10 protein-coding genes are annotated in these 14,495 nt (G+C 70.5%); 1 reads left to right on the forward strand and 9 read right to left on the reverse strand.

The window, feature by feature from the left end; genetic code table 11:
• Positions 1-39: 39 nt before the first annotated feature.
• From H504_RS33805 to H504_RS33830, 9 genes are all read right to left on the reverse strand, one after another.
• The gene (locus tag H504_RS33805) at positions 40-336 is read right to left on the reverse strand and encodes a phosphopantetheine-binding protein (protein ID WP_035303544.1); all 297 of its coding nucleotides are present in this window, start codon (positions 334-336) and stop codon (positions 40-42) included.
• Positions 333-1,844 (reverse strand): NAD(P)/FAD-dependent oxidoreductase, encoded by a 1,512-nt coding sequence (locus H504_RS33810; RefSeq protein WP_051385597.1) that lies wholly within the window; start codon positions 1,842-1,844, stop codon positions 333-335. Before H504_RS33810 ends, H504_RS33805 begins: the two co-directional genes overlap by 4 nt.
• Before the next feature lie 35 nt (positions 1,845-1,879).
• Entirely contained in the window at positions 1,880-3,628 is a 1,749-nt protein-coding gene (locus H504_RS33815) for a non-ribosomal peptide synthetase (RefSeq protein WP_051385598.1), read from the reverse strand.
• The gene (locus H504_RS38500; RefSeq protein WP_051385599.1) at positions 3,625-5,580 is read right to left on the reverse strand and encodes an acyl-CoA dehydrogenase family protein; all 1,956 of its coding nucleotides are present in this window, start codon (positions 5,578-5,580) and stop codon (positions 3,625-3,627) included. The genes H504_RS33815 and H504_RS38500 overlap by 4 nt, the downstream gene beginning before the upstream one ends.
• Positions 5,577-6,248, reverse strand: a complete 672-nt coding sequence (locus H504_RS0107610) for an alpha/beta fold hydrolase (protein ID WP_026422295.1) — start codon at positions 6,246-6,248, stop codon at positions 5,577-5,579. Before H504_RS0107610 ends, H504_RS38500 begins: the two co-directional genes overlap by 4 nt.
• A gap of 228 nt (positions 6,249-6,476) precedes the next feature.
• Positions 6,477-8,138 carry a DUF885 family protein gene (locus tag H504_RS0107615; RefSeq protein WP_026422296.1) on the reverse strand — a complete coding sequence of 554 codons (1,662 nt, stop codon included), beginning with the start codon at positions 8,136-8,138 and terminating at the stop codon, positions 6,477-6,479.
• 66 nt (positions 8,139-8,204) lie between these two features.
• On the reverse strand, positions 8,205-9,461 hold the full coding sequence (locus tag H504_RS0107620; RefSeq protein ID WP_026422297.1) for an ATP-grasp domain-containing protein: 1,257 nt from the start codon (positions 9,459-9,461) through the stop codon (positions 8,205-8,207).
• A gap of 141 nt (positions 9,462-9,602) precedes the next feature.
• Positions 9,603-10,898 carry an MFS transporter gene (locus tag H504_RS33825; protein WP_051385600.1) on the reverse strand — a complete coding sequence of 432 codons (1,296 nt, stop codon included), beginning with the start codon at positions 10,896-10,898 and terminating at the stop codon, positions 9,603-9,605.
• 417 nt (positions 10,899-11,315) lie between these two features.
• A complete protein-coding gene (locus H504_RS33830; protein WP_051385601.1) occupies positions 11,316-12,233 on the reverse strand; it encodes a ParB and winged helix-turn-helix domain-containing protein in 918 nt (305 codons plus the stop codon).
• 943 nt (positions 12,234-13,176) lie between these two features.
• On the opposite strand from H504_RS33830, the gene H504_RS33835 reads away from it, so the two are divergent.
• Positions 13,177-13,989 carry an aminoglycoside phosphotransferase family protein gene (locus H504_RS33835; RefSeq protein WP_051385602.1) on the forward strand — a complete coding sequence of 271 codons (813 nt, stop codon included), beginning with the start codon at positions 13,177-13,179 and terminating at the stop codon, positions 13,987-13,989.
• Positions 13,990-14,495 lie beyond the last annotated feature (506 nt).

A 14,495-nucleotide genomic window follows, 5' to 3' on the forward strand; every position in this document is an offset into this window, starting at 1 on the left:
TGTGCGCGCCGCGAACCGGTGCGGACGCGGGGGTGGCACTCAGGTCCGCGCGGGCGCCCCGTCCGCGCCTGCATCCTGTTGAGCGGACTGCTGGGCGGACTCGACCGCGGCGACGATGCCGTTCACCGAGGTGAAGGTCTCGTGGTTGAGCTGGTCGACCGGCAACTCGATGTCGAAGGTGTTCTCGACCTCCAACATCAGACCCATGCAACTGAGCGAGGTCATGCCCAGGTTCCACAGGTCGTCCCCGGGGCCGAGCTCGCGGTCGCCCAGGTTGAGCTGCTTCTGGGTGAGCTTCGTGACAACGTCCCGGACGGACTCCCGCGGGTCGCTCATCGCGGGTCCCCGACGCCGCTGCCGACCGAGGTCAGGACGGAAGCGTTGCCGCGCAGGCGATTCAGGTAGCGGGCGATCCGGCGCGCTCCGACCAGGCTGCCCTCGGCGTACCAGAGCACGTCGGGGCCGAACGCGTAGTCGGTGCCGAGCTGGTCGAACGCCTCCCGGCCCCGGGTCCGGTAGTAGGCGGCCAGTTGCGTGGTCGTCATCTGCGGGGCGGCCTCCGCGCCGGTCTCGAACCAGGCGGCCAGGCTGTGCGTCACGTACTCCTCGACGGACTCCTCGACCGTCCTGGTCGCGATCGGGCGGCGCACCGGGTTGAACATCGAGTCGATGAGCCCCGGCTGGCCCTGCAGCTCGTTCGCGACGTGCGCGGCGAGCAGCGGCGCGCAGTGGAAACCGTCGCGGTAGGTGCCGGTCATCAGGTAGAGGCCGGGCAGCGGGAGCCAGCCGATCATCGGGAAGCCGTCGAAGGTCACCGGGCGGTTGCCGCTGAGCCACCCCACGACCTCGTGCCGCGCGATCTGCTCGTCCAACTGCTGCATCGCGTACTGGGCGAGGTAGCGGGCGTCACCGACCCAGGTCACGCTGGACACCTCGTCGACGAGGCGGTTGGTCGCGCCGAGGTACTCGCGCCCCGGGCCGGCGGGCACGACGTGCAGACCGCAGGCGAAGCCGCGGTTCGGGGTGCGGACCACGCTGCGGAACGGCTCCCCGCTGGTGCGCTGCGCGATCATCGCGAAGCCGAGGCCCGCGATCATCGGGATCAGCTCGATGTCCTCCGCCGCGGTGCGCACCAGGGCCTCGCTGCGCGCCCCGGTCGCGACGACCACGGTCCCAGCCTCGATGACGTGACCGTCGGCGAGCTCGACCCCGGTCACCGCGTCGCCGTCTCGGACCAGCCTGCGCACGGTCTGGTTGACCCGGGTGGCGCCGATGTCGTCCAGACGCGCCTCCAGGGCGGCGAGCACGCCGCGGGCGTCCACGGCTCCCTCGCCCGGCACGTGGATGGCGCGCAGCGCCCTCGTGTCGGTCCTCGGCTTGAAGCCGGGAATGTCCTTCGGGTCGATCTCCGACCACGGCTTGCCGTACTCGTCGAGCGCCTTGATCATCGCTTCCAGGTTGATCGTGTCCAGTTCCGCGCCGATGGCGTTGAGCACCACGTGCGACTCGGTGGCCGTCTGCAGCGGGAACCCGGTCGAGGAGTACTCCTCGAGTCGGCTGAGCACATCAGGCCAGAGATCGTGCGCGCGGAGGCCGATCTCGAACCTCGTCCGGTTGGCGTGCGTCCGCAGTGAGTCCGCGGTCACCTCGCCGAAGGTGCCCAGCATGGCACCCGCGGCCATGCTGGCGCCCGCGTCCCGATCACTCGGGCCGACCACGACGACGGCGCCCGCGTTGCGCCCCACCAGTTCCTCGGCGAGGAACAGGCCGAGCGCCCCGTTGCCGACGATGACCACGTCAGCCTGCGTCGGCGTCTCGGTGTGTGCAGAGTTTGGCCGTTCCATCGATCCTCCGTTGTTCCCGTTGGGATTCATGGGATTCATGGGTTGACGTCGCGCAGGGCCGCCGCGATGCCCGCCACGGTCGGCCGTTCGAAGAGGACCGCGATCGGCAGGTCAGGGGAGGTCTTCTTCCGCAGGATGTTCAACAGCCGCAACGCCTGCAGCGAGTTGCCGCCGAGCTCGAAGAAGTCGTCGTCCGCCGAGACCGCCGGTAGGCCGAGGATCGCGGTGAAGGTCCCGGCGACAAGTTCCTCTTCCGGGTCACGCGGGACCGCAGCGGCCTGCCGGTCCGGTAGCGCGGGCAGGGCCAGCGCGGACTTGTCCACCTTGCCGGTCGGACCGAGCGGCAACCGGTCCTGCGCGACCACGTGCGCCGGAATCATGTACTCCGGCAACACTTCCGCCAGCCGGGTCCGGACCAGTTGGCCGCTGACCGAGCCCGGGACCACGAAAGCCGCGAGCGCGATTTCGTCGCCTGCGCCCACCGTGGTCAGCACCGCGCGCTCGACGTCCGGCATGGCCTCGATCGCCCGCTCGATCTCGCCGAGCTCGATGCGGAACCCGCGCACCTTGACCTGGTCGTCGACCCGGCCGACGAAGTCCAGCGCGCCGTCGTCGCGGCGGCGGACCACATCGCCCGTCCGGTACATGCGGCCACCGTCGAACGGGTTGGCGACGAAGCGTTCCCGGGTCAGCTCCGGCCGGTTGAGGTAGCCGAGGGCGAGTCCCGGCCCGGCGATGTGCAGTTCGCCCGCCTCGCCGTCGCCGACCGGGCGGCCTGCGGGGTCGAGGATGTAGAGCCGGGTGTTGGTCCTCGGGTGGCCGATCGGGACCGAGGTGACCGCGTCCAGCGGCCCGCAGTCCCAGTAGGTCGTGTCGATCGAGTACTCGGTCGGGCCGTACTGGTTGTGCAGGCCCGCTTTCGCGGTCGCGAAGAACCTGCGGGTCAGCGCCGGGGACAGCACCTCGCCGCCGGAGAACACCTCGCGCAGCGACGGGCAGTCGCCCAGGCCGGGTTCCTCGTCCAGCAACGCCTGGAGCAGTGCCGGGACGACCGCGAGGGCGGTGACGTTCTCCGCTCGGACCAGGTCGGTCAGATACCGGGGATCTTGCCCGTAGAGCGGGTCGGCGACGACGAGCCGAGCGCCGGTGGTCAGCGGGATGAAGATCTCCCACAGCGAGACGTCGAAGCTCAGCGCGTGGTGCAGGACCACCGCGTCCCCGGGGCCGGTGGGGTAGGTGGTGCGCTCCCACAGGACGCGGTCGACGATGCCCCGGTGCGGGATCTCGACGCCCTTCGGCTGGCCGGTGGACCCGGAGGTGTAGATGACATACGCCGTCTGCTCCGGCGAGATGGCGACCGGTTCCGCACCCGCGGAACCGACGACGTCCTCGAACTCCACCATCGCGGTGCCGGGCACGGAGGGCAGGTCGGCCCCGGCGTGCAGGACGACGAGGGGCGCGCAGTCCTCGATCATGAAACGCAACCGGCTCGCCGGGAAATCCGGGTCGAGCGGCACGTAGCCCGCGCCCGTCTTCAGGATGCCGAGGATGGCGGCCACGGCGGCGGCCGAGCGCTCGATCGCCATCCCGACCAGCCGACCGCTGCCCGCCCCGCGCTCGCGCAGCCCCGCCGCGACCCGGCTCGCCTGCTCGTCCAACTCGGCGTAGGTCCAGGTCGCGTCGGGCGCGGTCACGGCGACCGCGTCGGGGGTCGCCGCCGCCTGGTGTTCGACCAGGTGGTGCAGGCCGACTGCCTGCGGGCCGGGGTGACCGGTGCTGGTCATCGGGAGCCTTCCCTTCGGGGTGAGCCCGCCGCGCGCAACTGGGCGGGTGTTCCGTGGCGGACGGAGACTGCGCAGGCCCGGCGGTAGAACCGCTGGGCGTCCTGGTCGGACCGCAGCCCGAAAGCCCCGTGCAGGTGCAGTGCGGTGGTCGTCGCCTCGACCGCGAGCTCCGCGCAGGCCGCCAGCAGCCGCGAGGCATCCCCCAGCGGGTCTGTCCCGGCGTCGGCTTGATCGGACTCGATCAGGGTGGCGACGTGCTCGCCCAGGGCGTGCACGGCCGCCAGCCGGGCGGTGAGCGCGGCCAGGGTGAAGGCGACGGCCTGGTTGGTCCCGATCGGCCTGCCGAACTGCAGCCGGGTCTGCACGCGCCGGACAGCGGCGGCGATGGCGCCCTGCGTCAGGCCGCAGAGATAAGCGCCCGCTTGGCTGCGCAGCCGCGCCAGGGTCAGCGTGCAGGCCGGGCAGTCCGGCTTGTCGCACACGACAAGCCCGGTCGCCGGGCCGACATCGACCGCGTGCAACTCCTCGTCGCTCAGCGAGCGCAAGGGTCGGCGAGTGACCTCACCCGCACTGTAGAGGACCAAGGGGGAATCCACCGCCAGCAACCACCCGGCTGAACCAACGGCGACGTCTTGTATCAGCAACGCGACGGGCGAGGCAGCCCCGGAAACTTCTTCACTGCCATGGGCGGCAAGGGATTCCGCGGCGATGGTCTGCTCGACGACCGCGTACGGGGCGCCGATGGTTCCACTGTGGAAGGCGGCGGAATAGGCCGATTCCCCAGGCCGGGCCGCCACGTCCGGCTGGGCGCGCACGACGTCCGCCCCGAGGCCCAGGCTGGACGCGATGATCTCCAGCATGATCTCCGAACCGCCCGCGGACAGGGTCAGGCCGGGCGCTTCCCGGAGCATCGCCACCGAGGCGCCGTCCGCCAGGCCGCCCGCGTCCAGTGCCAGCCGCGCCACCTTGACGCACAGCTCGCTGTTGAACCACTTGGCCATCGCCGCCTCTTCGGCGTTCAGGTCGCCTTCCTGCTGGCGCTCGACCAGCCGCCACGCCAGGACGCGCCCTGCGGCTGCCTGGGTCTGCAGGTCGACGAGGCGATCGGCGAGGACGGCGTCATCGGCACTGACGGCACTGACGGCATTGACGCGGACCTCGACCTGCCTGGCCACGGTCGCCAGCCAACTGCTGGCCTTGGCGATGTAGTCGACGCCGGTCCGCTCGATCGCCAGACCCGCGGCCAACACGAACCAGCCGCCGTCGACCGGGCCCAGCACGTTGGAGTCGGGGACGTGCACCCCGTCCAGGAGCACCTCGCAGAACGGGTCGGGGTAGAGCGAGTCGACCAGGCCCACCTCGACCCCCGGGGCGGCCAGGGCCACCACGAACAGGGTGATGCCCGCCTCGGCCCGGCCCCGCTCGGAAGTCCGGGCGGCGACGACGGCGTAGGCCGCCCGCCGAACCTGGACGGCGTACCACTTGGACCCGTAGAGCCGCCAGCCGCCGTCGACGCGCTCGGCCCGGGTCCGCAGCGACGCCAGGTCCGACCCCGCCTCGGGCTCGGTGTAGAGCACCACCATCGTGTCGGTGCCCGCGGCGAGCGGCGGCAGGAAGCGGGCCTTCTGCTCGGCGTCGGCCACGAACTGCAGCAGCGACCCGGCGTTGGTGATCGTGTTGATGAAAGGCATGTCCGGGACGCCGTGCCCGGACAGCTCCTCCTGCACGATCGCGGCGTGGGCCGCGGTCGCGTCCCGCCCGCCGTAGCGCCGGGGCCAGGCCGGGGCGAGCATCTGGTGCGCGCCGAGCAGTTGGTACACCGCCGCGGGGAAGCAGTCCTCCGGTGGCGCCTCGGCGATGGCGGCCAGTTCCGCCGCGACCACGGGCCGGGCCAGCAGGTCGCGCAACTCTTGCCGGAAGAGACGCAGCTCGGGGGTCAGCGTTGGTTTCATGAGGTCTTCCAGGAGGTGATCAGCGTGGTCTTCACGAGTCGGGTTATGGCACCCACGTGCGGTGTCCTCATCAGCTCGTAATGGTCGGCGGGCAGCCTGCGCAGGCGCAGGCGTCCTGTCGTGTGGGCCTGCCAGCGCGGCGCGTCCTGGTTGTCCTTGCGGGAGACGAAAACGAGGTCGTCGGTCACCTGGCCCGATGGCTGGTAGGCGACCTGTGCCAGGCAGTGAGTGCGGAACACCGCGAACCGGGTCGCGCGCTCCTCGGCGGTGATGTCGCCAGCGCCGACCATCCTGCTCAGCTCGGCCTCGAACTCGGCGGCCAGCGTCGCGTCGTCGACCGCCCCGATCCCCGGCAGCGGGCTGTCGATCAGCACCAACGGGCCGATCACCCGGCCGGAGTCCGCCAGCCTCCTCGCCATCTCGAAGGCGACGATGCCGCCGAACGACCACCCGCCCAGCAGCACGGGACCCGGTGGCAGCTCCGCCAGGTAGCGGCCCGCCATCGACTCGACATCGCGGTCCAGACCGCCGCCGTCCAACGCCGCGGGCAGGAAGGCCACCGTCGCCACCTCGGGGGCCAGGTCACCGGCCAGCCCCCGGTAGCAGGCCACCGACCCGCCCGCCGGGTGGACCAGGGTCAGCACCGGGGCACCCGCCGGTGCCGTCATCAAGGTTACCCGACAACGGTTCCGAGCCGGGCGGTCCACCACGGCACCGTCTACACGAGTACTGTCCATACCAGTACTGTCCAATTCGGACATCACAAATCCCCCAGTGAGCGCTGAAACGACCGGCGGCGGCGTCGAGTGCGCGCCGGTGAAGCCGAACACCGTGCACGGGAACGGGCGTCCCGGGCGAGACGGGATGGGTAAGCGGTCCGGGCCTACCTCGGGTAATCAGTCGGACGCGGGCTCGCCGTCGGCCAGCCGGTCGGCCTGGCCGATGTGGTCGTCGAGGCCGAGGAGTTCCCAGCGCAGCAGGGCGACCGGGACGTTGCCGTCGAGCCAGAGGCGTTCGTGGAACTCTTGCAGGTCGAAGTCGGCGGACTGGTGCGCGCACGCGGCGAGGAGGCTGAGGACCTGGGCCTTACCCGCCTGGTAACTCAGGCCCTGACCCGGGGTGCCCGCGAAGAAGACCACTTCCTGCCAGGCCGTGGCGCGGTTCATCGGCACGGTCTCGGCGAGGTAGTCCGCGGCCTCGTCGATGGTGAGCGTGCCGACGGCGAGCCGGATGTCCACCTCGACCCGCAGCGCGCGCAGCCGCATGGAGTTCGCGATGAACACGGCGCTGTCCGGCACGTCGTCCAGGAGACCCGCCTGCAGCAGCATTTCCTCGTTGTAGAACGCGATGCCCTCGTTCGGTATCGAGTCGTAGAAATGGCGGCGCACCGGGTTGGGGTGCCGCCACGACACCGCGGCCTGGAGGGCGTGGACACCCTGGTGGGTGAGGCCGAGGCGCGGATCTTGCGCCTTGGCCCGCGCGAAGTAGGACATGCCCTCCGTGGGCGGGTTCATGTAGCAGACCGCGTCCTCGGTGGGGCGCTCCAGCGAGCCGATGTCGTGCGTGACACCGAGCCAGCTCAACGGTTCGAGGTAGGCAGGCATGGCGGCGAAGGTGTAGCGGCGCAGGTCGTCGGGGAGCCGGAGCAGGTTGTGGTCGGCGTAGAAGCGGCGCACGGCGGTCTCGTCGGCCCGCTGCAGCTCGATGATCTCGTCGAGCGTCTTGGGTGGGACCCGGCCACTGTCGCGGGCCACGCGTTGCCGGAGGATGGCCTCGGTGGCGACGGCGCGGTTGAACTCCTCCCGGGCCAGGTCGCGGAGCTGGTCCGCCGAGTAGGGCAGGAGGGCGACATTGTGCAGGAGGTACCGCATGGCCTCGGGCCCGACCACGGCGTCACCGTCGAACGACTGCGAGCCCAGCCAGTCGCGGTAGGCGTCGAGACCGCGGGCGGCGTCGGCGGCGGCGGCCAGCAACTCGGCCGTGTCCGATCCGGGGCCGCCCGCCGCGGTGAGCGCGGTCGCCAGCGCGGCCATGGCGACCTCGAGGTCCGTCGACGCGGTGCTCAGCCCGCGCAGCGTCTGCTCGGCGAACGGGGCGGCGGCGTGCCCGGCGAGGTTTTCCCGCCCCTGCGCGAGGATGACGGGAACGCGCCGGAGGTTCCCGATGATCTCGGCGACCCGCTCCCGGTCGACCGGCGGCGCCATGAGCAGCAGGTTGAAGATCTGCAGCAGCGCTTGGTCGACGTAGAAGCCCGGGTTGCGCTGCCAACCGCGCAGCAGGTCCAGTTCCCAGTGCACCCGCGCCAAGGCGGACCCCAGCAGGCGCCCGTCGACGTGGACGTCGACCGGTTGGCCCGTCAGGTCGATGGCCCGGTGCCGTTCGGTGAAGCCCGCCAGCACCCGGCGGCGCTCGGCGACCGCGTCCGCCGACCAGTCGGCGACCCAGCCCGCGGGCCGGTCGATGCGCGGGACGTCGTCACCCGCGTCCGGCTGGGTCAGGGTGCGCCAATCCCGGAACTCCGCCGCTAATTCCGCGAGCGCCTTGGCTGCGTCGCTCATCCTTCTCCCCCTTTGTGTCCCAGACGATGTGTGGCTAACGGCTTTCTTCCGCGCCCCTGGTCCCGGTCACCGAAGATCGGACGCGGGCACGGTTTCGACGTCCACCTGGATGGCACCCACCGCGTCCTGGGCGGCCGACGCGGCGGCCGGTCCATCCTCGGCGACGGCCACCACATACCCGAGGCGGTCGTAGCCCGCGGCCTCTTCCGGGAGGACGGCACCGGGCTCGACGAACGTCGCCACGTCCACCACGTTCGGCATCGACCGGGCGGCATCGACACCGTCGATGCCGAGGATCCGACCACCGGGACTGGGCACGAACACGATGGCCGCGCCGTGGTTCGGCTGCCGCGGCGCGCCGGGGTCCGTGCCCAGGTAGATGTCGAGCAGCGCGGCGTGCATGTCGTACCCCGTCGCCAACTTGACCAGGCGGGTGATCTGGTCACCGGCGAGGCGGCAGTTCACCTCGACCAGCCGGGGCCCGTCCGGGGTGAGCATGAGTTCCACGTGCGCCGCGCCGAAGTCGTAGCCGAGGGCGTCGAGCGCCTGCACGGCGGCTTCCCGGCAGGCGCGTTCCACCTCGGGGTCGAGGCTCGCCGGGACGGTGTGGCCGATCTCGTAGAAGATGGGTGGGGCGAGCAACACCTTGTCGGTCATCGCGATGACGCGGACCTGCGAGTCGGCGACGATCACCTCGACGCTGATCTCCCGACCGTGCATGTACTCCTCGACCAGGACTCCCGGCAGCTTGGGCTGCCCGACCTCGTTGACGACCCACTGCAGCAGGGCCTTGGCGTGGTCGGCGACCTCCTGGGGGTTCGCGCACAGCCGCACGCCGTAGCTCCCCGAGTCGTCGAGGGGCTTGACCACGCAGGGGAACCCGACGTCGGCCGCCGCCGCCTCCTCCGGGGTGGCCGCCAGCACGAACCGCGGAATCGGCACCCCGGCGCTCGCGCACAGGCGCCGCCCCAGCGACTTGTCCCGGCACGCCAGGACCGCGTCGGGATCCTGGCCCCGCAACCCCAGCAGCCGCCCGGTCCGCGCGGTCGCCAGCATGTGGAACTCGCTCGCGGACAGCAAGGCGTCCGGTCGGTCCGCGCGCTGGGACAGGACCGCGGCCACCGCCTGCGGGTCGTCGGTGTCGCAGTTGACGACCTCGTCGAACCCGTCCATCGGGATCTGCTGCTGGCCGGGCTGCAGGTAGAAGTCGAAGTCCTTGGTGACGAGGGTGACCTGCCAGCCGCGCTCCTTGGCGACGCGCATCACCTCGTACCCGCTGCCCGTCCTGTTGGTCTCGAGGAAGGCGACGTGGATGCCGGTCATCGGGGTCCTCTCCATCTTCTGCCTGGCGGGCGTTCGCGCGTGGCGGCCGCGGTGCCCGAATCGGGTTACCGCTGAGCCGAACAGGTCGTCGGTTGTCTGGTCCGGGCGGCCGGATGACCACCCAGGGCCGTGGTTGAGGGGTCAGTGCGGGTTCGACGAGCGGTCGTCCACTAGCTGATCGGTGCCGCCGGGAGCCGGGGCGGGTGGCGTGGCACGGCGGGAGGAACGCGGTGGCAGGCTCAGCCAGGCGGCCCAGGCACCACCGGCCGCGCACACCGCCCACAGCGCCCAGGGGTGCACGGCGTAGACCGCCCCGCCGATCAGCGGCCCGGCACCACAGGCCAGCATGATCGTCGCGCCGTACAGGCCCTGGTAGCGGCCGCCCATGGTGGGTGGGGCGATGGCGCCAACGTACGCGTCCGACAGCGAGGTGTACAGCATCTCGCCGAGCGTCCACAGCACCACGGTCGCGGCCAGCAGGACCATGGTGGTCGACGCCCCGGTCAGCGCCAGCCCGATGCCGGTGAGGACGTTGCCCACCGCCAGGACCGGCCCCGGCCGCCGGGTGGCGACCGCACCGGTGATCGGCAGCTCGAACACCGCGACGAGCAGCCCGTTGAGCCCCATCAGCAGTCCGAAGTCGGCAGGCGAGAGGCCCATGCCGTGCACGTGCAGGGGAATGCCGACGTTGCACTGGATGTAGACGAAGTTGGCGATCAAGGTCATGACCAGGAACCGCCGCAACCGGCGGTCGCGCAGCGCCTGCCGGTACCCCGGCTCCGGCTCCGCCGTCGCGGGGCCGTCGTGCTGGTGCAGGTCGGGTCTGGGCATGATCGCGCCCCGGAGCAGTCCGGCGGCGATCGCGCCGAACAGCAGGCAGGCGGCGGCGTTGCCGAGGAACATCCCCACGTACGAGATGGTGGCGACCACCCCGCCGACGACCCCGCCGATCGCGGCGCCGATGTTCAGCGCGAGGCGCTGGACCGCGAACGCCGCCAGCCGCTCCTGCGAGGTCGTCGTGGCGTCCACCAGCAGCGCCGCCGCGGCCGGGCGGTAGACCTGCCCGGTGGTCCCGGCCAGGCCCACCAGTGCGATCAGCGGCGGCAGCGTGTCGAACAGCGGAATGCCCGCGGTGAACACGGCGGTGGTCACCATCGACAGCACGATCGTCCAGCGCCTGCCGAGCCGGTCGGCGAGGTACCCGCCGATCGCGTTGCCGAACACGTTGCCGACCCCGGCGGCCCCCAGCACCAAACCCGCCGCCAACGCGGAGAAATCCTTGCTGACGAGGTAGAGCACGATGAAGACCGGGAGGAAATTGCCGACCCGGTTGACCAGAATGCCGAGACTGATTATCCAGACCACCGGCGGGAGGCGGCGGATGGTCTCCCAGTACCGCGGGTCGCCCCCGTCGGTCTGCCGCACCGACTCGTCCATCAGCGCGCCGGGTCGGTCCGGGGGGTTTGCGTCATCGGCGGCCCGTCATCGCGCAGGCCGAGGCCGCCGTTGCCAACGGTGGCTGACCGTTGTGGTCGTTCCGCCGACCGGATTCCGCCGGATTCCGCCATCAGTGCTTCCCCTTTTGGTGCCGAAGACAGCAGGTGCCCGCAGTGAACCGATCCGCTCAACCATCGGAGTTGGTTCAATACGCGGAAATCATTACCACGCCAACTGCCGGTGTTACCGGGCCTGCCCGCCGCAAACCCGACGTGCGAATAAGATTTAGCGTAAAGGGACTGCTTTGTCCAGTCGGCGATTCCGCCATGGTGCGACCCGCACCGGGCCGCTGACCCGGAAATATGAGGTCCGCACACGTGCCATACAACTCCGGCCGGTGCGACGTGTCAAGGCGAATCAACCGGGGTGGGCTAGGCGTGGTAGGTCGTCCGGATCCGCGCTCGCGCCGTCGATGTAACCCGCGAAGTCGTGCCACGCCTTGGCGCAGCCGCGGGCCATCTCGGCGACCAACTCCCGGCAGTGCGGCGGGATGTTGCCACCGAGCTCCGCCCAGCGCGCCGGGTCGATGGCCTGGGAACTGAGCAGGCGCAGCAGAACGCGCCCGGACTCGGACAGCCGCAGCGACGGGTCACCGCGCAGCCGGTCGAGCAGCGCGACGTGGTCCGCGCTCCCCGGTGGCACGCCGTCCGCCCGCTGCCGGGCGGCGCGCTCCGGTACCGGGTTCTCGCCGCGACACAACCGATCCCGGACATCGCGGACGGTGGACGGCGAGATCCCGGCCGCCCTGGCCACCTCCCGCAACGACGCGTTCGGGTTGTCGGTCAACAACTCGCCCGCGATCTGCCGCGCTTCGGCGGTGTCGATCCGGTAGACCTTGCCGTCCCGACCGACCCGGGTGTTCAGGTGCGGATCTTCCCCACCTGGACGCTGCCGGATCGCGCCGACGGTCTTGGCCGACAGACCGGCAACCAGTGCGATCGCCCGGTTGGACCACGTCGGGTGGGACCGCAGGATCCGCGCTGCCGCGGCGGTCCGCTCCTCCAGCGTCAACGGCAACCCGTGCGCGATGTTGGCCTGCACGGCCAGGACGAACGCGTCCTCACTGCTCCCGTCGAAGAACCGCACGTCTATGGTGCGCCTGCCGCGCAACGCCGCGGCGAGCAACCGGTGGGTCCCGTCGATGATCCGCATCGTCGACCGGTGCACCAACACCGGCGGCAGCGGCACCTCCAACTCCGCGAGCGCCCGCGCGTACCCGATGTTCTCCCGGGACAGCCGCGGCGAGTCCGGCGGCAGCAACGACTCGATGGGCACGGAAGCACAGAGCTCGGTCGTTTCCTCCGCGCCGGGAAAGGCTCCTGCACACGGTTCCGTCGGGCTGATCTCATCACTTCGCATCGACCGTTGCTCCTGTAGAGCCGATTTGACAAGTGTTGACCTGATACGGGTGAGCGGAGAATTCGACCGAGGACTTCTTTTTCCCAGTTTTGACCGCGCGGAACGCCTCGAACGCGAACAGCGGAAGACCGGGCCACCCCAACGCTCGGACCGGGCACGCGCGATGCGCGGTGCCCGCCGGGTAAGCGCAGGTCAGACGGCCACAACCGGACTAAATGATCGCAAATAGCACAGAACTACACTTGACCTGCCGTTGTGCGAGACCGCGCTCTATATCGCGCCCTGGTCATTGTCCCCCCTAGGCCAGACGATCGGTTCGACCGACTCCTCCCACCCGCACGGCGAACTACCCACCGTAAACTCGACCATAGTGGCCGAGCGGGCGTTCCGCAACCCACCTTTCAGTCTTTCGATCGCCATACATCCACTAATCCCGGTAGCGGTCAGTAACACCCGCCAACAAGTGCCGAGAGTCCTTTACGGTAAGGCGCGCACACCGCCCACAAGTTCACCGCGGTCTACAACCGTTGTCGCACAACGGTTCACGGCCACCACACCCCTGCAGGCCGCAGCCAGGGATCCACCCCGCGGCCACACCCCACACCCGCCCGCCCCGCCGCATGACGCCGGACACAGCACGACGATCAGTGGTGCGCGCTCCCAAGCGATGAGTGCATCACGCAGGCTGGAATTTGCACGATGAATGGAGTCCAGGAGCGCATTCTTGGCGGTATTTGTGCAAGGTTGTCCGCTCAGCCGTGAACAACCCGCCAAGGTGATTGAGCAGGTCCCGCCGCCATGAAGCGCGCGCGAATTTCGGACGTGGTGGACGATGGGGGCACGAGGGAAGGGGGCCGGTGTGGACAAGCCGGAGCAGGGGGCTGGGCTGGTCGAGCGTGGGGTGACCGTTGACGGCGGGGTGGTCACCCGACCTGCGGGGCGGTGGACGGCGTCGGTGCACCACCTGTTGAGGTCGCTGCGGGCGGACGGGCTTGACCTGGTGCCTGAGCCCGTCGAGGTGAGCGGGGAACACGAGCGGTTGCGGGCGATTGCCGGGCGGGATCAGGGGTGGCCGTTTCTGGCGGACATCCAGTCGGCGAAGGGGGCGTTTGAGTGTGGGGTTCTGGTCAGGCGGTTGACTGCGGCGTTGGGGCGGTACGAGTGTCCGCCGGGGGCGGTGTGGCAGAGCGCCGAAGGCAGGCCGGGGGTGGGGATGCGGGTGCAGCACGGTGATTTGGGGCCGTGGAATCTGCTGTGGTCGCCGAATGGGCCCCAGGTGTGCGGGGTGATCGACTGGGACATGGCCGAGCCGGGCTATCCGACTTATGACATCGGGTTCCTGGCGTGGTTCGTCATTCCGGTGATGGATGACGAACGAGCGCGGGCACGGGGGTTTTCGGCGCCGCCGCGGCGCGGGGAGCGGTTGCGGGAGTTCGCTCGGGGGGTGGGGTGGGCGCCGGGGGACGTGCTGGCCGAGGTGGATCGAGCGCAGCGGGAGTTCGTCCGGCGGGTGATAAACCGGGCGGGTGACGTCGGGTCGGTGTGGCATCGGTTGTACGCCATGGGTTTCGCCGAGAGCGCCACAGTGGACAACGCGCGGCTGGCCGGGGCGGCCGTCAAGTTGGGTGGACATGATGTCGATGAGTTGTTACGCGCGTTCGAGGGCATGTGAGCTGCAGGTTCCCTCGGCGCGCACGCCCAGCAGGGCGTCTTGCTGGGCCACACACACACGGACGCGCGCAGTCCCTCAACAGGAAGATAAGCAACGAACGGCACCCCTCGAACCCCCGTCGAAACCCCTCCCCATCGACAAAGGCCGCCAACCCACCCCACGCGCCTCAGAACACACACCCCCCCCCGCCCATCAACGAAGCCCACCAACCGGCACCGCGCGCCTCGAGACCCGCCGACACCAACCGCCCGTTGTGGTGAAGTTGTTTTGTTTGGGGGAAGCGGTGGCCTAAGCCGGCCGGCGGGTAAGGCCACGCTTTCCAGTGGCCCCGCCTTTTAGCCTTACCCAGGCCACCGCTAGGGGCCCCAAACAAAACAACTTCACCACAACGGGCACCACCGCTTTCATCTGGCGCCCGAGGCCGGCGTCGCCGAAGGCGACCAGGCCGACCCCCGAGGCGCAGCCGAGGCCCAGAGCCCAGACCCCGCCGCAGCAGGGCCGGACCC

The sequence above is a fragment of the Actinokineospora inagensis DSM 44258 genome, assembly GCF_000482865.1.
GTDB classification, from domain to species: Bacteria; Actinomycetota; Actinomycetes; order Mycobacteriales; family Pseudonocardiaceae; genus Actinokineospora; species Actinokineospora inagensis.